Annotated in this window: 20 protein-coding genes; 18 read left to right on the top strand and 2 right to left on the bottom strand. The window is 44.9% G+C overall.

All coding sequences use genetic code 11. The features are described from left to right. The first annotated feature begins 27 nt into the window (after nucleotides 1-27). Both ACPW7N_RS05175 and ACPW7N_RS05170 read left to right on the top strand, forming a co-directional pair. A complete protein-coding gene (locus tag ACPW7N_RS05175) occupies nucleotides 28-738 on the top strand; it encodes an SDR family NAD(P)-dependent oxidoreductase (RefSeq protein ID WP_425649959.1) in 711 nt (236 codons plus the stop codon). Nucleotides 739-740: 2 nt separating this feature from the next. Beyond that, entirely contained in the window at nucleotides 741-1166 is a 426-nt protein-coding gene (locus ACPW7N_RS05170) for a DUF4760 domain-containing protein (protein WP_425649958.1), read from the top strand. Nucleotides 1167-1224: 58 nt separating this feature from the next. On the opposite strand, the gene ACPW7N_RS05165 is transcribed toward ACPW7N_RS05170, so the two are convergent. After that, entirely contained in the window at nucleotides 1225-1605 is a 381-nt protein-coding gene (locus ACPW7N_RS05165; protein ID WP_425649957.1) for an MmcQ/YjbR family DNA-binding protein, read from the bottom strand. Nucleotides 1606-1768: 163 nt separating this feature from the next. On the opposite strand from ACPW7N_RS05165, the gene ACPW7N_RS05160 reads away from it, so the two are divergent. The 14 genes from ACPW7N_RS05160 (at nucleotide 1769) to ACPW7N_RS05095 (ending at nucleotide 19232) form a co-directional block, all read left to right on the top strand. Further along, the gene (locus tag ACPW7N_RS05160) at nucleotides 1769-2959 is read left to right on the top strand and encodes an HlyD family secretion protein (protein ID WP_425649956.1); all 1191 of its coding nucleotides are present in this window, start codon (nucleotides 1769-1771) and stop codon (nucleotides 2957-2959) included. Continuing rightward, nucleotides 2956-3717 (top strand): ABC transporter ATP-binding protein, encoded by a 762-nt coding sequence (locus ACPW7N_RS05155; RefSeq protein ID WP_425649955.1) that lies wholly within the window; start codon nucleotides 2956-2958, stop codon nucleotides 3715-3717. The genes ACPW7N_RS05160 and ACPW7N_RS05155 overlap by 4 nt, the downstream gene beginning before the upstream one ends. Next, the gene (locus ACPW7N_RS05150; protein WP_425649954.1) at nucleotides 3714-4853 is read left to right on the top strand and encodes an ABC transporter permease; all 1140 of its coding nucleotides are present in this window, start codon (nucleotides 3714-3716) and stop codon (nucleotides 4851-4853) included. The genes ACPW7N_RS05155 and ACPW7N_RS05150 overlap by 4 nt, the downstream gene beginning before the upstream one ends. Before the next feature lie 31 nt (nucleotides 4854-4884). After that, the gene (locus ACPW7N_RS05145; protein ID WP_425649953.1) at nucleotides 4885-5556 is read left to right on the top strand and encodes a TetR/AcrR family transcriptional regulator; all 672 of its coding nucleotides are present in this window, start codon (nucleotides 4885-4887) and stop codon (nucleotides 5554-5556) included. 151 nt (nucleotides 5557-5707) lie between these two features. Continuing rightward, nucleotides 5708-6967, top strand: coding sequence for an argininosuccinate synthase (locus tag ACPW7N_RS05140; protein ID WP_425649952.1), 1260 nt, complete (start codon nucleotides 5708-5710; stop codon nucleotides 6965-6967). Then, on the top strand, nucleotides 6964-8412 hold the full coding sequence (argH, locus tag ACPW7N_RS05135) for an argininosuccinate lyase (RefSeq protein WP_425649951.1): 1449 nt from the start codon (nucleotides 6964-6966) through the stop codon (nucleotides 8410-8412). The genes ACPW7N_RS05140 and argH overlap by 4 nt, the downstream gene beginning before the upstream one ends. A 172-nt stretch (nucleotides 8413-8584) precedes the next feature. Further along, entirely contained in the window at nucleotides 8585-9754 is a 1170-nt protein-coding gene (locus ACPW7N_RS05130) for an iron-containing alcohol dehydrogenase (RefSeq protein WP_425649950.1), read from the top strand. A 271-nt stretch (nucleotides 9755-10025) separates the two neighbouring features. Next, nucleotides 10026-11756, top strand: coding sequence for a YcdB/YcdC domain-containing protein (locus ACPW7N_RS05125; protein ID WP_425649949.1), 1731 nt, complete (start codon nucleotides 10026-10028; stop codon nucleotides 11754-11756). 128 nt (nucleotides 11757-11884) lie between these two features. Then, on the top strand, nucleotides 11885-12829 hold the full coding sequence (locus ACPW7N_RS05120) for a hypothetical protein (RefSeq protein WP_425649948.1): 945 nt from the start codon (nucleotides 11885-11887) through the stop codon (nucleotides 12827-12829). Between the two features lie 274 nt (nucleotides 12830-13103). Then, nucleotides 13104-13790: a cell division ATP-binding protein FtsE gene (ftsE, locus tag ACPW7N_RS05115; protein WP_425649947.1), complete on the top strand. Its 687-nt coding sequence runs from the start codon at nucleotides 13104-13106 to the stop codon at nucleotides 13788-13790. Beyond that, the gene (ftsX, locus tag ACPW7N_RS05110; RefSeq protein ID WP_425649946.1) at nucleotides 13780-14673 is read left to right on the top strand and encodes a permease-like cell division protein FtsX; all 894 of its coding nucleotides are present in this window, start codon (nucleotides 13780-13782) and stop codon (nucleotides 14671-14673) included. The genes ftsE and ftsX overlap by 11 nt, the downstream gene beginning before the upstream one ends. Before the next feature lie 71 nt (nucleotides 14674-14744). Continuing rightward, nucleotides 14745-15941 carry a murein hydrolase activator EnvC family protein gene (locus ACPW7N_RS05105; RefSeq protein ID WP_425649945.1) on the top strand — a complete coding sequence of 399 codons (1197 nt, stop codon included), beginning with the start codon at nucleotides 14745-14747 and terminating at the stop codon, nucleotides 15939-15941. Between the two features lie 422 nt (nucleotides 15942-16363). After that, nucleotides 16364-17848 carry a S41 family peptidase gene (locus ACPW7N_RS05100; protein ID WP_425649944.1) on the top strand — a complete coding sequence of 495 codons (1485 nt, stop codon included), beginning with the start codon at nucleotides 16364-16366 and terminating at the stop codon, nucleotides 17846-17848. A gap of 97 nt (nucleotides 17849-17945) precedes the next feature. After that, nucleotides 17946-19232 (top strand): PDZ domain-containing protein, encoded by a 1287-nt coding sequence (locus tag ACPW7N_RS05095; RefSeq protein ID WP_425649943.1) that lies wholly within the window; start codon nucleotides 17946-17948, stop codon nucleotides 19230-19232. Between the two features lie 100 nt (nucleotides 19233-19332). Here the strand turns inward: ACPW7N_RS05095 and ACPW7N_RS05090 are convergent, their stop codons facing one another. Continuing rightward, nucleotides 19333-20265 carry a flagellar hook assembly protein FlgD gene (locus ACPW7N_RS05090; RefSeq protein WP_425649942.1) on the bottom strand — a complete coding sequence of 311 codons (933 nt, stop codon included), beginning with the start codon at nucleotides 20263-20265 and terminating at the stop codon, nucleotides 19333-19335. Nucleotides 20266-20432: 167 nt separating this feature from the next. Here ACPW7N_RS05090 and uvrB point away from each other — a divergent pair, with 167 nt between their 5' ends. Both uvrB and uvrA read left to right on the top strand, forming a co-directional pair. After that, a complete protein-coding gene (gene uvrB, locus ACPW7N_RS05085; protein WP_425649941.1) occupies nucleotides 20433-22409 on the top strand; it encodes an excinuclease ABC subunit UvrB in 1977 nt (658 codons plus the stop codon). Between the two features lie 15 nt (nucleotides 22410-22424). Further along, nucleotides 22425-25304, top strand: a complete 2880-nt coding sequence (uvrA, locus tag ACPW7N_RS05080; RefSeq protein ID WP_425649940.1) for an excinuclease ABC subunit UvrA — start codon at nucleotides 22425-22427, stop codon at nucleotides 25302-25304. Nucleotides 25305-25312 lie beyond the last annotated feature (8 nt).

Below are 25312 nucleotides of genomic sequence, written 5' to 3'. Positions count from 1 at the left end.
GTAAGTAATGTGTAGGGAGGAATACAGGTGAGAGCAGTAATCGTAACAGGGACTTCAAGTGGTCTTGGAAAAGCATTTTTTGATTTGCTTGCTGATGAAGCGGGGTATTTCATTGCGATTGCCAGAAGATTTCTGCCTGAACAAATCACACGTTCAATCGAAGAAAAAGATCGAATCATTCTTGTTGAATCAGATTTGCGAGAACTATCCACGTTGCCTACTGTTGAGGATTTGAGCAAGCTTCTTGCCGATCCGTCCATCGATGAGCTTGTTTTTATCAATAATGCCGCCGTTGTGGGGCCAATTGGTGCAATTGGTGAACTTCCGGAAGAGCAGCTGATTGAGCATATCCAGGTGAACACGACAGCGGCACAACTCTTGACCAATCGTTTGTTTTCCCTGCCACAGTTGTCCCGGATGAAAATAACGGTGCTGAATATTTCGTCTGGTGCAGCAGTACGGCTGAAAGGCGGCTGGGCTTTGTACTGCGCAGCCAAGGCGGGAAATGAGATGTTTTTCAATGTGCTGGCCGATCAGTTCAAAGACAATCCGAATGTTCAAGTGGTCAATGTGAATCCGGGAATCATGGATACGCAAATGCAAGAGAACATTCGCAGTGCGAGTGATGTGCACTTTCCTGATTATCAACGATTTGTTGCTTTTAAGGAAGAAGGCAAGCTGGCAACGCCCGAATCCGTTGCATTAACCATTGTTAATCAATACGTAAGGGGTGAATGACCATGATCAAAGGAATTCCAACCTATCAGGACGCTGAAATCATCCTTCGTCTGTATGATACGTACGAATCAGACCGACTACGAGAAGTGAAGAAATGGTTTAGCCAGGAATTGGATGCCACGACGTACGAGGAATTCATCACCACCTATCCACGTGGAAGTGAAGGTTACCAACATCTTGTTACGTTGTACGGATTTTTCGAGATGATCGGGACGCTGTATAAGAACCATCTGGTACATCCAGACCTTTTGTTTGATATGTGGTACATCAATGGAGTGTACTCCAAGTTGTATCCCATACTGGACGGATGGCGCAAACAAGGGGATTCTCACATTGCGGAGAATTTCGAGGTGCTTGCTCGTGCGGAGTTGGAATGGATTGGCCGAGTAAAGGGTGAGCAGTATGTTCCGAAGGTGCCGTATCGCTAAAAAATAAACGGAAGCATCCGTACAATGGGTTATCTCATCTGTGCGGATGCTTCTTTTTTTATTCTCCTATGATTTGCTTTACCAGTTTCTTTGGAGCTGTCCGCAAAAATCCCTCTTTCATCAGTCCTTCAGCCTCTGCCCAATCTATAGAATCGGTATTACGTAGTGAGACCCAGCCGTGATGCCCAATGTAGGGCGTTTTGGAAAATTTGTTTCCTTGCTGCAGGAGAATTTCCTGCGTTTCCTTTGAAGTTTTAATTGAAATCGACGATGATTCCGCTTTTTCTCCCATCATGACGAAAGGCTTGTCTTTGATGCGAAAAGAGGTATGTCCAAACAAATCAATCTTCTCTTCTACCTCAGGAAAACTCGTACAGATTTCTCTTACTTTTGCGAGCAATTCAAGACCTCTTGTTGATTTGATCTGTGAATCTCCCATGTTCATACCTCCTTCTACAGAGTAACGGTACTGGCAATCCAGGTATATTCTACCGTTCCATTTCAAGTTTCTCAAATTTCTCTGTTGCATTTTTGGCTTGTCTTCGTACATAATCAAATTAAGCGAGTGATTACTCACTTTTATAAAAAACGAGGTGTTTTTTGTGAATCCAAAGCGAATTCATTCTTTCATAGTAGCGATCATCTGTTTACTTTTGTCAGCCTGTTCCTGGCAAGGGAATGACAGAACTCCTTATTCTGGCACAATTGAAGCAGATGAATTGCCAATTGTTGCCGAAGTCAGTGGAAAAGTAACAGGGACGTTCACGGACGAAGGTTCCGTGGTAGCCAAGGATCAAGTCGTAGCAACGATTGACGATCAAAGCTATCAAATCTCTTTGAGAGAGGCACAGGCTGTTCTTGCCTTTGCCACCGTGAAGGTAGACGAAGCTAAGGCAGGCAACCGGAATCAGATGATCGAGAAAGCGGCTGCTGCGGTAGAACAGGCGAATGCCAACGTAGTTTCTGCTGAAGCACGCAAACGGCAAGCTACCGCCAATCTGGCACGGGCAAAAGAACAACTGACCCAAGCAGAAGCTGACTTAGCGGGTGGAAAGCGTACATTGGCATATCACCAGACCAGACTTCGTGAAATGACCAGTCTTTATCAAAGTGGAGCCGTGTCCAAAAAGGATTTCGAAGCAGGACAAGAGGCTGTCAATCAGGCACAGACGGTTGTCAATCGCTTGACGGCTCAGGCGGATGGCGCACGAATGCAGGTAGTAAGTGCCGAGAGCGAAGTTGAAGCAATCTCCGCTGACACCGAGTCAAGGCTGGCTCAATCCAAAAGTGCTTTGTCAGAACTGGACTTGTTGCGAGAAGGCAGCACCGATTATACGATGAAAGCTTTATTAGCGAATCAACAGCAAGCGGTCGCCAAACTGGAGCAAGCGAGACTCCAACTCAATAAAACCAATATTCGCATACCGGAAAACGGGATTGTTCTGCGCAAGAACATCACAGAAGGTGAGATCGCCAAGCAGGGTGCTGTCCTTTTTACGATGATGAAACAGGATAAGCTGAATGTAACCATGTATATACCGGAAGCAGAGCTAGGACTGGTGAAAGTCGGCAACCTCGTCAAAATCCAGGTTGATGCCTACCCAAACGAACAGTTTACGGGAAAAATTACTTCCATTTCAGAGAAGGCCGAGTTTACCCCTAGAAATATTCAAACCAAGGACGAGCGAACCAAAATGGTATTTGCAGTGAAAATCCAACTTCAGGATGGGCTGGATAAAGTTAAGCCAGGGATGCCTGCAGATGTGTATCTGCAAGAGGTGGTTACACCATGACCTTCGCTATATCTTGCCAAAACCTTACGAAAAAGTTTCAGGATCGAGTGGCCGTAAACAACCTGACAATCTCTATCCCCAAGGGTGCCATCTATGGCTTTCTTGGCCCAAACGGTTCAGGAAAATCTACGACGATTCGGATGCTGTGCGGGTTACTGGTTCCTACCTCGGGAACGGGAACTGTTTTGGGGTTTGATGTAAACAAAGACAGTGAAGAGATTAAACAACGAATTGGCTATATGTCACAGAAGTTTAGCCTCTATGAAGATTTGACGGTAGAAGAGAATCTTGAGTTTTATGCCGGAATTTACGGGATTACAGGACAGCAATTAAGGCAGCGAAAGCAGGAATTGATAGAGATGGCAGGCTTGACAGGACGGGAGAAGCAACTTGCGGGTTCGCTTTCTGGTGGATGGAAGCAGAGACTGGCGCTCTCGTGTGCCCTGTTGCACCAACCGGAACTCTTGATTCTCGATGAACCGACTGCTGGAGTAGACCCGGTTTCGAGACGGATTTTCTGGGAAGTAATCCACGAATTGGCGAAACAAGGAATTACGGTGCTGGTGAGTACACATTACATGGATGAGGCATCTACTTGCGATCATATCGGATTCATCTTTTATGGGAATCTCCTGACCCAAGGAACTCCGAAGCAGTTGATGGAAGAAATGGGTGTGCCGACATTGGAAGATGTATTCATTCAGTTGGTGCATGATGCGGAAGGGTCTGCACACAAAGAGGGAGGAAAACTATCATGAAGCGCCTCTCCTTTTCTCGTTATCGAGCAATCGTGAAAAAAGAGATCATCCAGATCAAACGGGACAAACCAAGCTTAGCAATAGCGATTGTCATGCCGATCATGCTGTTGTTTCTATTTGGTTACGCAGTCAATACGGACGTTGAACATATACAGACAGCGGTTTGGGATCAAAGCAACTCCAAGGCAAGTCGGGAAATTGTACAGAAGCTGGAAAACACGGAGATTTTTCAGATTGCCACTTATGCAGCAAGTTATCAGGAACTTGAGAGAATGATAAATAATGGAGAAATTGGCGTTGGTGTTGTGATCCCGCCTGATTTTGACAATCACAGAGACAATCATCAGCAGGCAAAAATTCAGTTGCTAATTGATGGCTCCGACCCGAATAATGCAAGAACAGCAGCGAATAATGCTCAACTGATTATTCAAAATGAATCGATTACCACACAAGAAGGTTATTTGCAGAAACAAGGAATTGATAAAATCGAAGCACCGCTCATTGCCGAAGCCAGAGTATTGTTCAATCCCAATATGAAAAGTATCGTCTTCAACGTTCCGGCACTAATTGGCTTGATTATGCAAAATGTAACGATGACATTAACCGCATTTTCTTTGGTTCGAGAAAAAGAAAGAGGTACAATGGAACAGTTGATCGTTACCCCGATTCGACCGGTTGAGTTAATTCTTGGCAAAATTACGCCATACGTTCTGATTGGCTTGTTCTCCTTTAGTATCGTACTATTAATAGGAACGAGCTGGTTCGGTGTTCCAGTCAAGGGGAGTCTCGTCTTACTATTTTGCTTGTCGCTTTTATTCCTTGTGACAACACTGACACTCGGAGTTTTCATATCGACGGTTGCCAAAACACAGTTGCAAGCCATGCAAATCGCTTTTGCGCTTATTTTGCCAAGTGTCCTGTTGTCAGGATTCATGTTTCCACGGGAGACCATGCCGATGGTCATCCAATGGCTTGGAGGCATTATCCCGCTTACGTATTTCCTGGAGATCTTGCGGGGGATCTTTCTCAAAGGGGTTGACCTTACAGCACTCTGGCAGGAGACACTCGGCATGTCTGCGATTTTCTTCTTGATTTGCACAGTAGTTATATTAAAATTCCGCAAAAAGATCGATTAATTCCAAGATCTAATTAGAAAGGAGCTACAGGATGTCCGATCAGTCGTTTGAAGAGAGCCTGCAGCGGTTTCTTGAAGAATTAAAAGATGAAGATGATATGACTGAGAAGCAAAGGAATATATTAAGCGCCTCTATCAAACTCTTTGCCAGCAAAGGTTTTCATGCTACTTCTACGAGTGAAATTGCCAAGGAAGCGGGCGTGGCCGAGGGAACGATTTTTCGTCATTATAAATCGAAAAAAGATATTCTCATTGCCACAGTCGCTCCGCTTATCATTAAATTTGCTGCACCCTTTGTCCTGAAAGATGTAAGGCGGATATTCGAGTTTGCAGAAGAGCAACACTTTGAAGAGGTAGTAAAGGCTCTTTATCGAAATCGGTTAGAGCTCGTGGAACACAGCGTCAACCACGCAAGAATACTGCTGCAGGAAGCCTTCTTCCATGACGAAATTCGTGAAGCTATTATCCAGACGTTTTTCAAGCAAGCACAGCAAATTATTGGGAAAGTAATTGAACGGAAAATCGAGCTGGGTGAACTTCGTCCCTTACCCGTTGATGTCATTTTCCGAGTGATCTTTTCTCAAATGATTGGAATCGTCATTCACCGCTATATTATTGCTCCTGAGCAGTTTGATGACGAGGGAAGGGAAAAACATATAGAGTTAACTGCAGATATTTTAATGAATGGCTTGCGTCCTCGATAAGGGGCGTAAGTCATTCAGGAATAATCTGATAAGTCAAAAGACAAACACTTTTTGAATGTTTGTCTTTTATTTATTTTAGTTATTGTATTTTTATTTATACGTTTGTATAATTACTCACATACAACGCAATGAATGGGGAGAGACGAATATCATGGCAAAAGAAAAAATCGTTTTGGCATATTCCGGAGGCTTGGATACTTCTGTCGCAATTAAATGGTTGCAAGAAACATATAACTATGACGTAATCGCAGTAGCACTTGATGTAGGTGAAGGCAAGGACCTTGATTTCGTACAGAAGAAAGCTTTGCAAGTAGGGGCGTTAAAATCCATCGTGGTTGACGCCAAAGAAACCTTTGCACAAGAGTTCGTATTGCCAGCATTAAAATCCAACGCAATGTATGAAGGCAAATATCCGCTTGTATCAGCGCTGTCCCGTTATCTGATCTCTCGTGTACTCGTAGAGATCGCTGAGAAAGAAGGAGCAGTCGCAGTCGCACACGGTTGCACAGGAAAAGGGAACGACCAAGTACGTTTTGACGTTTCATTCACAGCATTAGATCCGAATCTTAAAATTGTAGCACCAGTTCGTGAATGGGGCTGGACTCGTGATGAAGAGATTAAATACGCTTCCGAGCACGGCATCCCTGTACCAATTGACCTCGACAATCCTTACAGTATTGACCAAAACCTGTGGGGAAGAAGCTGCGAGTGCGGCGTGTTGGAAGATCCATGGGCTGCTCCGCCAGAGGGTGCATATGATCTGACTAAATCAATTGCTGATGCTCCAGAACAACCAGAAGAAATCGAAATCACTTTTGTAAAAGGTGTACCAACCGCACTGAACGGGGAAGAGCTTCCACTGTCTGAATTAATCCTGAAATTGAACAAGATTGCAGGTAACCATGGGGTTGGCCGTATCGATCACGTAGAAAACCGCCTTGTCGGTATCAAATCTCGTGAAGTATACGAAACACCTGCGGCAACAACTCTGATTCTTGCCCACCGTGAGTTGGAATTCCTGACTCAACCACGTGAAGTGGCACAGTTCAAACCAATTATCGAGCAAAAAATGGCTCAGGTAATTTACGAGGGTCTCTGGTACTCTCCAATCCGTGGCGCACTTGAAGCCTTCATTGATGAAACGCAAGAAAATGTTACGGGTGTCGTACGTGTGAAGCTTCACAAAGGTCATGCAATTGTTGTAGGACGTAAATCTGCTTCTACTTTGTACAGCCATGAGTTGGCTACGTACAATGCAGGCGATACATTCGATCACAAAGCGGCGATCGGCTTCATCAAACTGTGGGGTCTGCCAACCAAGGTACACGCTCAGGTAAATGATGGAGCACTCAAAAAAGGCTTTAAAACCAACATCATGATTGTTGATGAAAAGGATGCGATCAAGCAATGAAACTGTGGGGAGGACGCTTTACCAAGCCGACCAATCAATTAGTGGAGGAATATACAGCATCTATTTCTTTTGACCAGCAAATGTGGCGTCAAGATATCGTAGGAAGTCTGGCGCATGTGGCGATGCTTGGGAAATGTGGCATCCTTCCGATGGACGAAGTAAAGCAGATTATCACTGGACTCAAAGCAGTAAAGGAACGGATTGAACGTGGAGAAGTAACGTTCCTTGTCGCACATGAAGATATCCATATGAATATTGAAAAGCTCCTGATTGAGGAGATCGGTCCAGTCGGAGGAAAGCTGCATACCGGCAGAAGCCGCAATGATCAGGTTGCATTGGATATGCATTTGTATCTCCGTGAAAAGATGCTGGAGATCATTCAATTGGCGATGTATCTGCAAAAGGCCTTGTTGAAGCAGGCAGAACAACACCTCGATACCGTCATGCCGGGGTATACCCACTTGCAACGGGCACAACCGGTGCTCTTCGGCTATCACCTGATGGCATATGTCTCCATGCTTCAAAGAGACGTGGAGCGTTTGCAGGAAGGATGGAAACGGGTAAATGTACTGCCGCTTGGAGCTGGTGCACTGGCTGGAACCACGTTCCCGATTGATCGTGGATTCGTAGCAGAAATGCTTCAATTTGACGGAATCTATCAAAATAGCATGGATGCGGTGAGTGATCGTGATTTCATCGTGGAGTTCTTAAGCTCTGCATCGCTATTGATGACGCATTTATCCCGTCTATGCGAAGAACTCGTCATCTGGAGCAGCCAGGAATTTCAATTTGTCGAACTCGACGATGCGTTTTGCACAGGCTCCAGCATCATGCCGCAAAAGAAAAACCCGGACGTCGCCGAGCTGGTTCGTGGGAAAACAGGCCGTGTGTATGGCAATCTGTTCGGAATGTTGACTGTACTCAAAGGCTTACCCCTTGCCTATAACAAAGACATGCAAGAGGATAAGGAAGGCATGTTTGATACAGTCGCAACGATCCATGGCGCACTTGCCTTGTTGACTCCGATGATTGAGACGATGCAAGTGAAGACCGAGCGGATGCGCCAAGCGGTGACAAAGGATTTCTCCAATGCGACCGATTTGGCAGACTATCTCGTAACCAAGGACCTGCCATTCCGCCAGGCACATGAAGTAGTTGGGCGTGCTGTACTCTACTGTATTGAGCAGGAAAAATATCTTCTCGATCTCAGTATGGATGAGTTCCGTTCGTTCTCGCCGCTGATTGAAGAGGATGTTTACGAAGCATTGGCCATTGAAACAGTTGTAAATGCTCGTAATGTATTGGGTGGCACAGCTCGTAATCAAGTTGAACAACAAATTAAGGTTTACAGCAATAAAGTTGAAGAGACGGTACATTGGATTGAGCGTACTAGCCAAAAAGTGATGATTGAGTCACTGGTTGATGTGGGCAGTAAAAATCGTTAAATAATACTGATATCTATAAGAACATAAAATCAGTCGTTCCCGTGCTTGTGTTACAAGTGTGGGCAACGGCTGTTTTTTTCTTTTCAGGATCAGTACTTTATAATAGAGTGGTACGTATCTCTACATAACCAATCACCTGCCAGACAGGTAAAAGCTTGAAGGAGGAAACAGTATGAATAATTTTCGCTTTCAGAATCCAACGGAAATACTTTTTGGCAAAGGAATGGTTGAAAAACAGCTCGGTGCACAGGTAGCCAGGTACGGAAAAAAAGTGCTGCTTGTCTATGGTGGAGGAAGCATTAAACGATCTGGATTGTATGATACGGTGCTGACACAGTTAAAGCAAATAGATGCCGAAGTATATGAATTGTCAGGAATTGAGCCGAATCCAAGGGTCTCAACCGTTCGTAAAGGGATTGAGATTTGTCGGGAAAAGGGAGTAGAGTTCATCCTTGCCGTTGGGGGCGGAAGTGTAATTGATGCATCCAAAGCGATTGCAGCAGGGGTTCCTTATGAAGGTGACGTGTGGGATTTGTTTATGCGCAAAGCGCAAGCCAAAGCAGCTCTGCCATTGGGAACAATTCTTACCCTTTCAGCAACTGGATCAGAGATGAATGGCGGCTCGGTTGTAACCAATTGGGAAGAAAACCGCAAGCGTGCATTCGGCAGTATTTATACGTATCCGAAGTTCTCTATACTCGATCCTGAATTGACTTTCACAGTGCCACGTGACCAGACCGTCAATGGAATCGTTGATATGATGTCGCATGTATTTGAACAATACTTCAGCAAAACATTGGAGACCCCGCTGCAGGAAAGATTTTGCGAGTCCATTCTGAAGACAGTAATTGAGAGTGGCCCGAAAGCACTGGAAAATCCAGAGGACTACGATGCACGTGCCAACTTGATGCTGTGCGGTACGATGGCATTGAATGGCGGACTTATCAGCTTGGGAGTCGACAATGACTGGGCGTCCCATATGATTGAGCACGAAGTTAGTGCGATCTATGACATTCCACACGGAGCGGGGCTGGCTATTCTGTTCCCGAACTGGATGACCTATGTGTACAAAGAACGGGTTGATCGCTTTGTCCAATTTGCAGTGAGAGTATGGGAAATTGACCCGACTGGCAAGACCGATGAGGAAGTTGCCTTGGCAGGTATTGCTGCCACTCGAGAGTTTTTTACCCGTATTGGGGCACCGAGCAGACTGGCTGAATTTGAGATCGGGGACGAATCGATTTCCCGCATGGCAGAAGAAGCTGTGCTGTTTGGCCCGGTTGGCAACTTCAAAAAGCTGCAAAAAGAAGATGTCGAAGAAATTTTGCGAATGAGCTTGTAAACTCAGGCTTGCGTGCATCAACACGGTTACGACCGTATTATCTTGTGAAAATCGTCTCGACGATTTTCATAAAAAGTAGATATGCACGCTTGCGTGCATCAACACGGTTACGACCGTATTATCTTGTGAAAATCGTCTCAACGATTTTCATAAAAAGTAGATATGCACGCTTGCGTGCATCAACACGGTTACGACCGTGTTGTAACATATTCCCTTTCGTTGCGTCTAATCTAACAGAAGCGTTGACCTAGAAAGTGACGGAGGGATATAGATGAAAAAATGGAATCGAGCAGTACTCAGTGTAGTGGCAGCTAGTCTGTTATTAGCAACACCTGTATGGGCAAATACAAATCCAGGGCAAGGCATGCCTCCTGCCAATGAAGAAACTCAGTTCCCGCCTGAGATGCAAAAAGCATTGCAAAAGGTGTATGGGATTGCTCCCCATATTAAGGAATTGAAGCTGCAGCATGTGAATTTCCAAAAAGGAAACGAGTATGCCCCTGATGCATGGTATTTACATTTTACGAATGCACCGCAAAACCTAGCTCCCAATGACACCAAGGAGTATGCCTTTGCTACTGTCGAGCTGGATGCCAAGACAGGGGAACTGCGCAGAATGTATAGCGACAACCCCGTGAAAAGAACGGAAGAGCATGTATCAAGTGAAGCAGCCAAGGAAAAGGCAAAGGACTTCCTTGCTCAGGTGCGGGGCAATGTAGAAGGGAAATACCAGGTAAATGATTTGGTATTTCACAATAAAATCGGCTCCAAAAAGCAGGATGGGACCATGACTTTCTGGCGTACATCTCTGGTGCAGTTCGATCGACTGGTGAATGGGATTCCTTTGGCGAATAACGGCATTACAATCACTCTTGATGGTCATGGGAATGTAACTGGATATGAGCCATATGGTCGTAATAACTTGGATATAACCAAGTTTCCCAAACCAACGGATGTGATTAGCAAAGCCAAAGCCGAAGAAGCGTACTTGAAAAATGCAAAAGCTCGCCTCGACTATAATGGTTTCTTCCCGAAAGATTGGTTCAATTACGATCCTTCAGCCAGTGATACCATGGCTGTGTTAAAGTATTCTATCTCCACGGAATTCATGATTGACGCCAAATCCGGTAAAGCGGTAACGAATTTTGTTCCTTTTACACCGATCGAGCCTGAGAAAACACCAATGAACGGCAAAGGGAAAAAGCTGATCGCCAAGAACAAAGAAGAGATTGTAAAGCTGTTGGCAGACCACTTCCAAGTGAATATGTCTGGGCTTGCCTTTACGGAGAATCCTGATATTGATGGGCCTGTAAACAGCAAGATCAAGTATTACGCTTGGCAGTCCACCCCTGTTAAAAACGAAAAAGGCGAAGTGAGCTATGAAAAGATGATTTACGTTCATGTCGCTGTTCAGGAGGATACGGGTGAGGTGCTCTCGTTTAACTTGCAAAGAGAGTGGGCGCCTGAAAATAACAACGGAGTAAAGGTGTCGAAAGAAGAAGCGATGAAGAAGGCCGTTGCAGCCCTTAACGAGTTTCTCGATCCTTCGATAAAAGAGCTTGAGCTAAGCTTCGTGTATGATCCCCAAAATATAGCGATCGTGCCGGATTGGGTTGACCAGGAAACGAAAGAGAGCGCCAAAAAATATGTGACGCCCGAGTATGCATTCAACTTCCAAGGCTTGCATAATGGAGTGCCGGTAGAAGAACGCAGATACTTTGTCCGTGTAGATGCGATTACAGGCGATGTCATCGGATTTGGTGTTCCGCAACAAGATGTTTTCAAAACGAAACTGCCTGACAACAAAAACATCATCACAGCCGATGAAGCAGCAAAAACATTCCTTAAAGAGAATCCACTTAGACTCACCTACACCTGGCCAGAATACAACAATCAGCTTGCTCCTGCTCCTTTGCTTGTCTATTCCCCGCAGTATGTAGGCTATCCGGGTTATGTAGATGCTTTGACGGGAAAAATAAACAGTCCGTTTACAGAAAAATAAAAGCAATAGGAAGGACTGCCTCCCAGTAGGAGAACTACTTGCGGGGGCAGTTTTTTTGCATTGGCTTAAATCGATACTTTAAGAAAAACGGTAAATAATAACTTTGATAAACCAAAGGGGGATTTACCGTGAGAATGAAGTTGTTCAGTGTAGCCCTTGTTATTCAATTAACAGTAGTTTTGAGCTTTGCTTTACCCGTTTTCTCAGCACAAGAGCACAGCAATAATTTACAATTGGACAAAAAAGCAAAGGAAACATTTGAGAAAATCGTGCAGCGTTTTCCTATCATACAATCAGTCGATCAGGATATTGGGATGGATCAGGATTCTTTCCATATCCAACTTCATAAAGGGGAGAAGCTTCATGTTGCAGATATTAGAATTGAGCGTCAGACAGGCCGATTAATCTTTTTGCGATTCTGGGAGTTAACATCAACAGAAAATCCGTTGCCCCGAAAAAAAGCGAAGTCGCTCTCCAAAAAATATCTAACGGACCTGCTAGGATCAGAAGCAAAGATGCACATTATTGAAGACATTGCTGAAACTCCTGTTATAGAGTCTTCAGATCACTTGGATCAAGTCGAACTGTACCCGATGACAAGGGTAACTTTCAGGCCAACAGAAGTAGCTTTGAATAAACCATATCAGTCTTATCAGCTTTTTATAGATCCACAAGGAGGACTACATTCTCTTGAATATATACACTTCAGATCGTATCAACACGAAGACCGCAACTGGATAGATGAGCAGAAGGAGATAGCTTACCGCATTCTGGAAAAACATCATATCAGCAAAAAATCTTGGGTGGAATTTACCAATGTGGAGAACGAGTTCTTAATTTATCCCCCTAAGAGTCTGGCAAATCGCAAGCAAGCGTACGCCTTATGGAAAAAGATTGAGGATGTCTCAAAACATCAAGATGGGGACAGTATGCCTGTTCTATTTGTGCATCCAAACGAGCCAAAAGCACTTTATGTTTTTCAAAGGAATTTTGGAAAAGGAGAAGAGGTTTTGATACAACTTTGGAAAGAAAACGATGACTGGCATTCTACATCCCTGCAATCGACAAAATGAGTCGATGGATTTACAGGTGAATTGTAGAAATGACAAGAAATGAGATAATTAGGGGATAACATTACACTGTTGCGGTGTTATAATAGATAGGGTGGTCGTTTTTTTGCTGTTCGGGTCGAAAAAAACCGTATTCACGCTGACCCTGTCCCATCAATTGTGTTTCCTATCGAAATAATACATTGAATATATTCAGTCCCTCTCACTTTACATATACGAGGGACTACTATCGTTTTTACTAGACGCACTGAAATTTGCAAACTAGGATGTGATTTATTTGATAGAGATGTTTGACGTATGGAAGACTTATCCGAATGGTACGAATGCGCTCAAAGGCATCAGCGTTCGAATTGAAAAAGGTGAGTTTGTCTACGTCGTTGGTCCCAGTGGAGCGGGCAAATCAACTTTCATTAAATTGATGTATCGCGAGGAAAAACCGTCCAAGGGACAGATTTTCTTGGGTGGATTCAATATTAGTAGAATCAAGGAAAGACAAATTCCTGTTGTGCGTCGCAGTATCGGCGTCGTTTTTCAAGATTTCAAGCTGTTACCGACATTGAGCGTATATGAGAATATTGCTTTTGCCATGGAGGTTATTGAGACTCCGCAAAAGCTGATCAAACCCCGTGTAATGGATGTATTGGGTCTTGTGAAATTAAAGCACAAGGCAAAAATGCTGCCAGGTGAATTGTCAGGTGGGGAACAACAGCGTGTAGCGTTGGCAAGGGCTCTGGTGAACAATCCGGGCATTATCATCGCAGATGAACCAACCGGAAACCTGGATCCTGAGACTTCGTGGGATATCATGAAGCTGTTCGAGGAAATCAACCAAAGAGGTACGACCGTCGTAATGGCTACTCATAACCGTGAAATCGTGAATACCATGCGTAAACGTGTAATCGCCATTGAATCAGGCGAGATTGTACGCGATCAGCAGAGAGGAGAATACGGCTATGAAGATTAGTACGATGGGGCGCCATGTGCGGGAAGGTGTAAAAAACCTGAACCGCAACGGGTGGATGACCTTTGCTTCAGTCAGCGCCGTAACCATCACACTGCTCATTCTCGGTGCTTTTCTCGTCCTTGCCCTGAACGTCAATCACATTGCTCAAAATGTTGAGAAACAAGTGGAGATTCGGGTTTTTCTGGATGTTACGGCAGATAAAGCTGTCATTGACAGTGTTGAACAGAAAATTGACCAACTCCCTAAAGTAGAAAGCGTCAAGTACGTTTCCAAAGAGGAAGGACTCAAACTTTTGCGTGACCGCTTGGGAGAGAAAGCGTACTTGCTGGATGGTCTGGAGCAGGAAAATCCGCTTCCAGATACATTGGTCGTGAAAACAACCCAACCACAGGATACGGTAGAAACGGCGAAAGCAATCAAAGAGTTCCAACACGTCACCAACGTTAACTATGGTGAGGGTACCGTTGAAAAGCTGTTTGCGGCAACAAGCACCGTTCGTAATGTGGGAATTGTGTTTATTGTCGGATTAGCCTTTACAGCGATGTTCTTGATTGCCAATACGATTAAATTGACGATCGTGGCGAGAAGACGTGAAATCGAAATCATGAAACTGGTTGGTGCAACAAACTGGTTTATCCGCTGGCCATTCTTTGTAGAGGGACTTTTGATGGGAATATCGGGAGCAATCCTGCCGATTCTGATTCTGGGAGTTTCCTACTACTATTTGCTTGAGGTGCTTCATACCAACCTGGCTGCATCGCTATTTGACTTGCTGCCGCTGTTCCCGTTGGCGTATCAGGTGGCTGGAATTCTGCTGGCGATTGGTGCTTTTATCGGGATATGGGGAAGTATGGTGTCTGTTCGACGCTTTTTACGTGTGTAAAGGAAGTTCAAAAAGTCTGGGAAACATAGCATTTTTAGATTGAATAGAGAAAGTATTGCGGGAGGAGACGTATGAATAAGAAAGTAATCCTGGCAGTAACCATAACCAGCTTATTAGCATGGGGGCTTGTCCCTTCTTCGGAAACTTGGGCGAGTAAGGCCTCCCTCGAAAAAATCAATCGAGACATCTCCGCTTTGCGTGCGAAAAAGAAAGCCCAACAGCAGCAGATCCGCAATATTGAATACAAGATTAGCAACATTAAGAAGCAACGACATGAACTTGAAGACGAATTAATGGCGATAGACCTTCGCCGTAATGAGACGCAGAACAAAATTGAAAAGCTTGATCAACAGATTGATGTAAAGACCAATGAAGCGGTTGCCGCTCAGGAAAAACTGGATGAAGCAAAAGATCGTGTAGCAAAACGAGAGAGTCTCTTGAAAACTCGTTTGAAAACCATGTATGAGCGTGGGGCCGTCTCTTATGCTGAAGTATTGCTCGGCTCTTCTGACTTCGGTGATTTCCTGACTCGCTTGCAAGGACTCCAGTTCATCGTGGAGCAGGACACACGCATCCTGGAAGAAAATATTCAGGACAAGACAGAAGTAGAACAAAAGAAAAAGGAAGTCGAGACTCGTCTTGCTGAACTGGAAGCCATCTTTTCAGAGCAGGAGAACCTGAAGGCTGAGTTGGATCAGCAGTATCAACACAGCGTTGTAATCAAGAAAGAACTGCAAAGCAAAGAAGCCGAACTGCATGAAATTGCCGAAGAGGAAGAAGAGCAACTGATTGCACTCGCTAGGCAAGAAGCTGCCAAACTTGCGGAGAAAAGCCGCATGATGTATGCACAAGGTGGAAGCTATAAAGGCGGAAAGCTTGGATTGCCAATTGCTTCGGGAAGTTATCGTCTATCCTCAGGTTTTGGTGCACGTAAAGACCCGATAACCGGTCGTAGTGCTGGGCATAATGGGTTAGACATGGCTGCGCCAAGAGGAACGACTATTGTAGCAGCCGAAAAGGGACTTGTCATTTTTGCCGGATATAGCCGAGGATTTGGCAACACGGTCATGATCAAGCATAATGAAGAAATCACCACCTTATACGGCCATATTCGTGAGGGTGGGATCAAAGTCAAAGTGGGACAAGTTGTCACGCGTGGACAGAAGATTGCTGAAGTCGGCTCCACTGGACGATCCACTGGAAACCACCTTCATTTCACTGTTTATAAAAATAATACGGCTGTTAACCCAACTTCCTATTTACGCTAGAAAGCACATAAACAAGGTAGCTCTCTATCTATTCTTTTTGATAGATAGGGAGCTACCTTTTTAGTAATGAGAGTCTGTGCCAATTTGGGACTTTAAAAACAAATTCGTTCATGGATAAAAGAGGGTAAAAATCCACAGTATCATTTGGATAAGTTTGATGATAAGCAGAAAATGCATATTATTAATTTAGCAGGTACAAATGATTGGAATGAAGTAGGCAATGTTAACGAAACCATCATTCCAAACTAATAGGTATGGGAAGAAATTGATCAATATAGGTGAGAAATACGTATGCTATAATGAAGTGGTCATGGGTTTTCCCCTTATCTTCGTTAATCTGCTCCATACAAATATTGTTTACCGGATTGGCATAAACTAGTTTTATCTCTTTTTCGGGGACACAAAGGATGGTGTGAACTTATATGAAATGGAATGGACGTACAGTTTTTGTACTTGTGCTTGTTGGTATGATGGCAAGTAGTCTCCTGACCATGGCGGTAGTGAAAAACGGTGCGGGTGCGTCCGCTCCTGCCGGGGCTGTTGCTGCAGGAAGTGGCTTTTTCAATCTGGGCGGGCACTCTCAAGATGTACCCAAGGAGTTCTCCAAAATCTATAATGCTTATCAGATTATCAAAAAGGATTATGTGCAGGATGTGAAGGCAGAACAGCTCATCGAAGGTGCGATTGAGGGAATGATCAATTCTCTTGACGATCCGTATTCCAACTATATGGATCCGCAGACGGCTGATGAATTCAACTCGTCTCTTCATTCTTCCTTCCAGGGCATCGGTGCAGAGGTTACGTTGCAAAATGGTCGAGTAACCGTAGTGGCTCCGATCAAAGGATCACCTGCAGAGCTTGCAGGAATTCAACCAAATGACCAGATCGTAAGCGTCAACGGAGAGTCGTTGGATGGCCTTGATTTGCAGAAGGCAGTTTCGAAAATTCGTGGTCCAAAAGGTACGAAAGCAACACTGATTATTCACCGTCCAGGTGTGAGTGAACCACTTACCTTTGTGGTGGTAAGGGATGATATTCCACTGGAGACCGTGCATAGTGAAGTGATCGAAAAAGATGGCATGAAGCTCGGAAAAATTGAGCTTTCCCAGTTTGCTGAGAGCACAGCGAAAGATTTTTCAACGCAGCTTGCCAGCCTAGAGCAAAAGGGCATCAAGGGCTTAATCATCGACGTTCGTGGCAATCCGGGGGGTTACCTGGTGGCAGTGAAAGAAATCGGTGAGCTGCTTGTGCCGAATAAAGGTGTCATCGTCAAGATTGCTTATGGTGACAAATCAAAAGAAGAGGAAGTTTACAACTCTACAACAGATAAAGCGAAGCCGTATCCAATTGTCGTTTTGATTGACGGAGGCAGTGCGAGTGCGTCTGAGATTTTGGCAGGAGCGTTGCATGAAAGTGGTGGCTATAAACTCGTTGGTGAAAAGACATTTGGTAAAGGAACCGTTCAAAATACGGTTGAGATGGAAGACAAGAGCCAGTTGAAATTAACCATTGCGAAGTGGTTGACACCAAAAGGTGAATGGATTCACAAAAAAGGCATTGAACCAGATGTAAAAGTTGCTCAACCGGAGTATTATAAAGCAACCCAATTGCCGCAGGATAAAACATTGCAGTTTGACATGACTGGTGTTGAAGTGAAAAACTTGCAGCTTGTCTTGACGGGGATCAAACGCAATCCAGGTCGTTCCGATGGCTACTTTGATAAAAAGACGGAGGAAGCGATTAAGAAGTTCCAGACAGACAAGAAATTGCCAGTAACCGGAAAAGTAGATCAAGGCACAGCGAAGGCACTACAGGAAGCTTTGATCGTAGAACTGAGAGATTCACGCAATGACCTGCAGCTACAGAAAGCAGCGGATGTCCTTGTGGAGCAGGTAAAGGGGAAATAATCCAACTGCAAACAGGCAGGGAAATAATGATAGGCTGTAGAATTTATACCATGGACACGGTTCCGTGGTATTTTTTTTTGCGAGGTGAGCCAATGGCATGGCATATAGTGTGGAACTGTTAATCAACTATCTTACTGCATTCGTTCATTTGCTGCTAAATCCATTGCTTTACGTGTTTGTACTTTTCATTTACCTGCAGTATCGGAAGCAGATGGTTGTTGAGAGACAGCTATTCTCTGCCAGAATTCAGTCACCCCTCAAGCAAACGGTCCGATCAATAGGGATGGGACTTGTCGGGGGTATCATTGCCTCGATTTCTGCGGGATTGCTAGGGATTATGGTGCAAGAGACGGATATGTGGCTCTTGTGGTTCCTTTCCCTTGGACTCGCTTTGATCCGTATCCGTTTTTTCTGTCTAGCTTACTCTGCGGGTATCCTTACCCTCTTGCATATGTTGACACTGCTCGCTCCGAATCCGATGGGTGATCAGGGAGTCGGGATCGTCTGGACATGGCTTGCCAATGTGAATCCTGTGCCGTTGTTAGCTCTGGTTGGCTTGCTGCACTTGATTGAGGCCATGCTGATACGATGGAATGCAGGCCGTGATGCTTCTCCGTTATTCGTGGAAGGCAAAAGAGGAAGAATTGTCGGTGCTTATCACCTGCAATCGTTTTGGCTGACGCCGCTCCTTTTTCTGGTGCCGTCCCAAGCATCCGGTTTGCTTAGTACACCACTTTACCCAGGCTGGCCGCTGTTTTCACCTGAGAATATCGGTCTTGGAATGGGATATGGCTTGATGCTATTGCCTGCTGTAACCGGATTTTCCGATCTGACACAGACCATGGTTTCCAAGGAGAAGGCAAGACAAGCCTCCCGCCAACTTTTCATCTATGCACTGCTCCTGCTGGGACTTAGCTACGCATCCGTTTGGCTGCCATGGTTGGCCGTTTTCGCTGCCTTGTATACGATAGCAGGGCACGAGGGCTTGTTTGTCATCAGCCAAAGACGTGAGCAAAGTGCTCCGCCGTACTTTATTCAATCACCAAAAGGCATAAAGGTTATGGCTGTCTTGCCGGATACTCCTGCTGAGCAGATGGGAATTTTGCCTGGGGAGATCATCGTGAAAGTAAACGGGATTCCCGTACAGGATAAAACACAGTTGTACCCTGCTCTTCAAGCAAATCCTGCTTTTTGTAAAATGGAAGTGCTCACCTATAACAATGAGCAAAAGTTTGTTCAGTGTGCTATCTATGCAGGCAATCATCATCAGCTTGGCATTATCGTAGTGCCTGACAGCTCTACGAATTACTTCGTGGAAGTACACAAAATGAGCCTGATCCAGTTGATCAAGGATCGTATGGAGAAAATAAAATTAGGCGCATAACTGAAAAAAAGGCTGCCAGAAGAGAAAAAATCTTCTAGCAGCCTTTATGCTTTTAGAGTGAAAAATCCTTGTCAACAATAGACAGCATAGACTATAAAAACTAGGCTGTTGTCGGTGGAGTTGCCTGAACTTCCAGGCCGACAATTTCGTTTGGCTTGATCTTTTTATCGTTATCGAGCAAAAACTCGATCAGGCCGTTTTTCATATTCATTGCTTTAATTGTTGCCGTCTTCTCTACATTTTCTGTCTTCCCATTGTTTTCAACAAGTTCGTTATAAACGACTTTATAGCCAATCATTTGTGCATACTTCAATGTATTGTCCATCGGAACATTATCAGCGACTTCGATTCCGCTGATTTTATCCATTGTTACTTTTTTATCCTTATCGATGGTGAATTCCAGCTTTCCGTCCTTGAGACTGAAGGATGTAATGATGCCAGTTTTGGATACCGTATCCGTGTATTGATCATCGGTTGTCTCTGGCTTGCCATCTTTATCAATCACTTGTTCTTCCAAATAGCTGACTCGCTTGCCGATCATTTGCGTATATTTCAGCGTATTATCCAATAAGGAATCATTGGTCATACCTTTAGATTCCAAACCTTTGATATTATTACGGGTTACGGTGTCCTCACCGATTTGGAAGTAAATTTTTCCATCTACCAGCTTCACTGCGGAGATGGTTCCGTCTTTTTGCTCGGTTTTCTTTTCGCCTGTGACCTCATCTTCAGTTACTTTTGTATAGGAAGCTGACTTGCCGATGAGTGACTCGTATTCTGGCAGATTCAATAAGCTGCTGTTCGCTTCTTCCATCAGCGACTGCATCTTGGTCAGACGCTCTACCATTGTCATCAAGGCAGTATTTTGCATGAATTGCGTATTGTCCATTGGTGACATTGGGTCCTGGTGCTTTAGTTGTTCCAGAAACAGCTTCATGAATGCATCTTGATCCATTTCGGAGGAGAACTGCTTTTTGTTTGTATAACTATATTCATTAGGTATATATGTTGAGTTTGTAACGCTATCTGCCATGCAAGTACACTCCATTTCTTATAAGGAGATGAGTAAATAATCAGAAGAAATACCTCTATAAAGATATCGGCAGAATGGGAACAGTTCATTAGACAAACAAATGTTCTTGTTATCGTACAATTTATGGTATAATGCTTTTAACAGTGAAAGGAAGGATGATCGGTCTTATGGATCAATTCCAGTTAGTTTCTGAGTTCAGCCCATCTGGTGACCAGCCAATGGCCATTTCACAGCTTGTGGAAGGTGTATTGGCAGGCAAACGTCATCAGACATTACTGGGAGCTACCGGGACAGGTAAGACGTTTACGGCAGCACAGGTAATCGCTCAGGTGAACAAGCCGACGTTGATTATGGCTCACAATAAAACACTGGCTGCCCAGTTAGCTGCAGAGTTCAAAGAGTTCTTTCCTCATAATGCTGTCGAGTATTTCGTCAGCTACTACGATTACTATCAACCAGAGGCCTACATTCCTCAATCAGATACATACATCGAAAAAGACGCTAGCATCAATGATGAAATAGATAAACTGCGACATTCAGCAACGAGTGCCCTGTTGGAACGAAAAGACGTTATCATCGTAGCGTCTGTTTCGTGTATTTACGGTTTGGGTTCACCGGAGGAGTATAAGGAACTGTTACTCTCCCTTCGTGTAGGGATGGAAAAAAGCAGACAAGAGATTTTGCACAAGTTAGTGGATATCCAATACAACCGCAATGATATTAATTTCACACGTGGTACGTTTCGTGTACGAGGCGACGTAGTTGAGATTTTTCCTGTATCGAGAAGTGAACAGGCGATCCGCGTAGAGTTCTTTGGAGATGAGATTGAGCGTATTACCGAAATTGATGTCCTTACCGGTGAAATCGTCGGGACAAGAGACCATGTCGCTATTTTCCCAGCGTCTCACTATGTAACCGGTGATGAAAAGATGAAGGTAGCTATCGCCAACATCCAAGCCGAGCTGGAAGAAAGGCTGACAGAATTACGTGAAGCAGGGAAGCTGTTAGAAGCACAACGATTGGAACAGCGCACCCGTTATGATCTTGAAATGATGATGGAGATGGGTTTTTGCTCCGGTATTGAGAATTACTCACGCCATTTGACTGGTTTGCCAGCAGGGCATCCTCCGTATACGCTGATTGACTTTTTCCCGGATGACTTCCTGTTGATGGTCGATGAGTCTCACATGACATTGCCTCAGGTGCGAGGAATGTACAATGGAGACAGAGCACGCAAAGACGTACTGGTTGAACATGGATTCCGTCTGCCGTCTGCTCGGGATAACCGACCACTGCAATTTGCAGAGTTCGAGCGCAAAATCCATCAAGCAGTCTATATTTCGGCAACTCCAGGCCCTTATGAGCTGGAGCATTGTCCAGAATTGGTCCAACAGGTAATTCGCCCTACAGGATTAGTTGATCCGACTATTTCGGTTCGACCGATTAAGGGACAGATTGACGATCTGATTGGCGAAATTCAGGCAACAATTGCCAAAGAAGAACGGGTACTGGTGACCACGCTGACCAAGAAGATGTCTGAGGATTTAACCGATTACTTAAAAGAAATCGGCATCAAAGTTCGCTATTTGCATTCCGACATCAAGACGATTGAACGTATGCAAATTCTCCGCTCCTTGCGACTGGGCGAATTCGATGTGCTTGTAGGGATCAACCTGTTGCGGGAAGGTCTGGATTTGCCTGAGGTATCTCTGGTTGCAATTCTGGATGCAGACAAGGAAGGTTTCTTGCGCAATGAACGCTCCTTGATCCAAACCATTGGACGTGCGGCACGTAATGCAGAAGGGCGAGTCATCATGTATGCTGACAAGATGACTGATTCGATGAATGCTGCGCTTCGAGAGACAGAGCGACGCAGATCCATCCAGATGGCTTACAACGAGCAGCATGGCATTACCCCGCAAACGATCAAGAAGGCAGTCCGAGGCGTAATCGAAGCGACACGTGTTGCAGAAGAAAAGGCAGACTATCTTCCGAATACCGATCTCAAGAAGATGCCAAAAAAAGATCGCCTCGTAGTTATCCAGCGTATGGAAGACGAAATGAAGGAAGCGGCACGCAATCTCCAGTTCGAGCGTGCAGCTGAGCTTCGTGACCTGATATTGGAATTAAAAGCTGATTTGTAAGGAGAGAAATGATTCATGCCGTTAGATAAAATTGTGGTAAAAGGCGCTCGGGCACATAATCTGAAAAATCTTGACGTCGTGATACCACGAGATAAATTTGTTGTCTTAACCGGTCTTTCCGGTTCTGGGAAGTCCTCGCTAGCATTTGATACGATTTACGCTGAAGGACAGAGAAGATATGTTGAATCGCTGTCTGCTTATGCGAGACAATTTTTGGGTCAAATGGATAAACCGGACGTCGACTCGATTGAAGGGTTATCTCCTGCTATTTCCATAGACCAGAAAACAACGAGTCGCAATCCTCGCTCAACAGTAGGGACAGTTACCGAAATTTATGACTATATGCGTTTGTTGTATGCACGTATAGGCAAACCAATCTGCCCTGATCACGGTATTGAAATTGCTTCACAAACCATTGAGCAAATGGTTGACCGGGTGATGGAGTATCCTGAACGCACTCGCATTCAAGTTCTGGCGCCACTTGTCCAGGGTCGCAAAGGTGAGCATGTCAAATTGCTGGAGGACATTCGCAAGCAAGGGTATGTTCGTGTGCGGGTAAACGGAGAAGTTCGTGATTTGTCAGAAGAGATCAAGCTGGAGAAAAACAAAAAGCACTCCATTGAAGTAGTTATTGACCGCATTGTCGTCAAACCAGACGTTCATTCTCGATTGGCCGATTCATTGGAGACGGCGTTGAGACTGGCTGATGGCAAAGTAATCGTGGATATCATTGATCAGGAGGAACTACTGTTCAGTGAGAAGCATGCTTGTCCGGTTTGCGGCTTTTCAATTGGTGACTTGGAACCGAGAGTGTTTTCCTTTAACAGTCCGTTCGGGGCTTGCTCCGAATGCGATGGTCTGGGGGTAAAGCTGGAGGTAGACCCTGACCTTGTGGTTCCCGACGTAACCAAGACATTGCAAGATGGGGCAATCGAAGCATGGGAACCGAAGTCGTCTACCTACTACCAACAGTTGCTTGAGTCAGCATGCCGCCATTTTGGTGTGCGTATGGATATACCTGTAGAAGAAATGCCTGAGGAGCATTTGAAGATTGTTTTGTACGGCAGTCAGGATGAGAAAATCCACTTCCGGTACGAGAACGAGTTTGGACAAGTAAGAGAAGCGGTTGTTTCTTATGAAGGGGTTATTCCTAACCTGCAACGCCGTCATCTGGAAACAAGTTCAGACTATATCCGTGAGATGATTGAAGGGTTTATGGGACAAAAGGCTTGCCCTGTTTGTCGTGGACAGCGTCTTCGCCAGGAAAGTCTGGCAGTTCTTATCGGAGGCAAGAATGTCGCTGAGGTCACAGACCTGTCTATTGTTGATGCTCATAACTTTATCAAGGGCTTGGATTTAAGTGAAAAGGACTTGAAAATCGCCAACCTGATTCTCAAAGAAATCACTTCTCGTCTTAACTTCCTGATTGACGTGGGACTTGATTATTTGACGCTAAGTCGGGCAGCAGGGACGCTGTCTGGCGGCGAGGCGCAGCGGATTCGTCTGGCAACCCAAATCGGTTCCAGCCTGATGGGCGTTCTCTATATCCTTGACGAGCCAAGTATTGGACTTCATCAACGGGATAATTCACGTCTCATCAAAACGTTGGAACACATGACGAGTTTGGGTAACACGCTGATCGTGGTAGAGCATGATGAAGATACGATGCTGGCGTGTGACTATATCATCGACATTGGGCCTGGAGCAGGGATTCACGGTGGACAGGTCGTTGCAGAAGGGACACCAACAGAGGTAATGGCAAATCCAGAATCGCTGACAGGTGCCTATCTCAGTGGCCGCAAGTTTATTCCCGTACCGCTTGAGCGTCGGAAGCCAAATGGAAAATGGATTGAGATCGAAGGTGCTAAAGAAAACAACCTGAAGAATGTGACGGCTCCGATTCCGCTTGGATTGTTTGTTGCAGTGACAGGTGTTTCCGGTTCGGGCAAGAGTACACTGATAAACGAAATTCTGCATAAAGCACTTGCTCGTGAACTGAACCGTGCCAAAGCAAAACCGGGTGAACACAGACGGATCAATGGTCTGGATAATCTTGACAAAGTAATCGATATCGATCAATCTCCTATTGGGCGTACACCACGATCCAATCCGGCAACCTATACGGGTGTATTCGATGATATTCGAGACCTGTTTGCTTCGACGAATGAGGCCAAAGTGCGTGGCTATAAAAAGGGACGCTTTAGTTTTAACGTCAAGGGTGGACGCTGTGAAGCATGCAGCGGTGATGGAATTATAAAAATTGAAATGCATTTCTTGCCAGATGTTTATGTACCGTGTGAAGTTTGCCATGGCAAACGATACAACCGAGAAACACTGGATGTGAAGTACAAGGGAAAAAGCATCTCTGATGTATTGGAAATGACGATTGAAGATGCGCTGGATTATTTCCGCAATATCCCTCGTATTGAGCGTAAGATTCAGACGCTGTTAGATGTAGGTCTTGGTTATATGAAATTGGGGCAACCTGCTACAACCCTGTCAGGTGGGGAAGCGCAACGGGTGAAATTGGCTTCTGAGCTGTACCGTAGAAGTAACGGTCGCACCCTCTATATTCTGGATGAACCAACAACGGGTCTGCATACCGATGATATCAAACGACTGCTTGTTGTGTTGCAACGTCTGGTTGAAAATGGTGATACGGTTTTGGTTATCGAACACAATCTGGACGTGATCAAAACAGCAGATTATATTCTTGATCTTGGCCCTGAGGGCGGTACCAGAGGCGGAAAAATTGTAGCCAAAGGTACTCCTGAAGAGGTTGTGAAGGTCAAAGAATCCTACACGGGTCAATTCCTGGGGCCAATCCTTGCGAGAGATCGCCAGCGTACGCTGGATCGCATGGATGAATTGGTGACGAGCAGTGCTGAATCGTAAAGGGGAAA

Source organism: Brevibacillus nigriterrae, assembly GCF_049846925.1.
GTDB lineage: Bacteria > Bacillota > Bacilli > Brevibacillales > Brevibacillaceae > Brevibacillus_H.
This window is presented reverse-complemented; position numbering and strand designations above follow the sequence as displayed.

Coding starts and splice junctions, on each gene's coding strand:
- ACPW7N_RS05170 (WP_425649958.1), top strand. CDS start 741: ATGATCAAAGGAATTCCAACCTATCAGGACGCTGAAATCATCCTTCGT.
- ACPW7N_RS05165 (WP_425649957.1), bottom strand. CDS start 1,605: ATGGGAGATTCACAGATCAAATCAACAAGAGGTCTTGAATTGCTCGCA.
- ACPW7N_RS05155 (WP_425649955.1), top strand. CDS start 2,956: ATGACCTTCGCTATATCTTGCCAAAACCTTACGAAAAAGTTTCAGGAT.
- ACPW7N_RS05150 (WP_425649954.1), top strand. CDS start 3,714: ATGAAGCGCCTCTCCTTTTCTCGTTATCGAGCAATCGTGAAAAAAGAG.
- ACPW7N_RS05145 (WP_425649953.1), top strand. CDS start 4,885: ATGTCCGATCAGTCGTTTGAAGAGAGCCTGCAGCGGTTTCTTGAAGAA.
- ACPW7N_RS05140 (WP_425649952.1), top strand. CDS start 5,708: ATGGCAAAAGAAAAAATCGTTTTGGCATATTCCGGAGGCTTGGATACT.
- argH (WP_425649951.1), top strand. CDS start 6,964: ATGAAACTGTGGGGAGGACGCTTTACCAAGCCGACCAATCAATTAGTG.
- ACPW7N_RS05130 (WP_425649950.1), top strand. CDS start 8,585: ATGAATAATTTTCGCTTTCAGAATCCAACGGAAATACTTTTTGGCAAA.
- ACPW7N_RS05125 (WP_425649949.1), top strand. CDS start 10,026: ATGAAAAAATGGAATCGAGCAGTACTCAGTGTAGTGGCAGCTAGTCTG.
- ftsX (WP_425649946.1), top strand. CDS start 13,780: ATGAAGATTAGTACGATGGGGCGCCATGTGCGGGAAGGTGTAAAAAAC.
- ACPW7N_RS05105 (WP_425649945.1), top strand. CDS start 14,745: ATGAATAAGAAAGTAATCCTGGCAGTAACCATAACCAGCTTATTAGCA.
- ACPW7N_RS05100 (WP_425649944.1), top strand. CDS start 16,364: ATGAAATGGAATGGACGTACAGTTTTTGTACTTGTGCTTGTTGGTATG.
- ACPW7N_RS05095 (WP_425649943.1), top strand. CDS start 17,946: ATGGCATATAGTGTGGAACTGTTAATCAACTATCTTACTGCATTCGTT.
- ACPW7N_RS05090 (WP_425649942.1), bottom strand. CDS start 20,265: ATGGCAGATAGCGTTACAAACTCAACATATATACCTAATGAATATAGT.
- uvrB (WP_425649941.1), top strand. CDS start 20,433: ATGGATCAATTCCAGTTAGTTTCTGAGTTCAGCCCATCTGGTGACCAG.
- uvrA (WP_425649940.1), top strand. CDS start 22,425: ATGCCGTTAGATAAAATTGTGGTAAAAGGCGCTCGGGCACATAATCTG.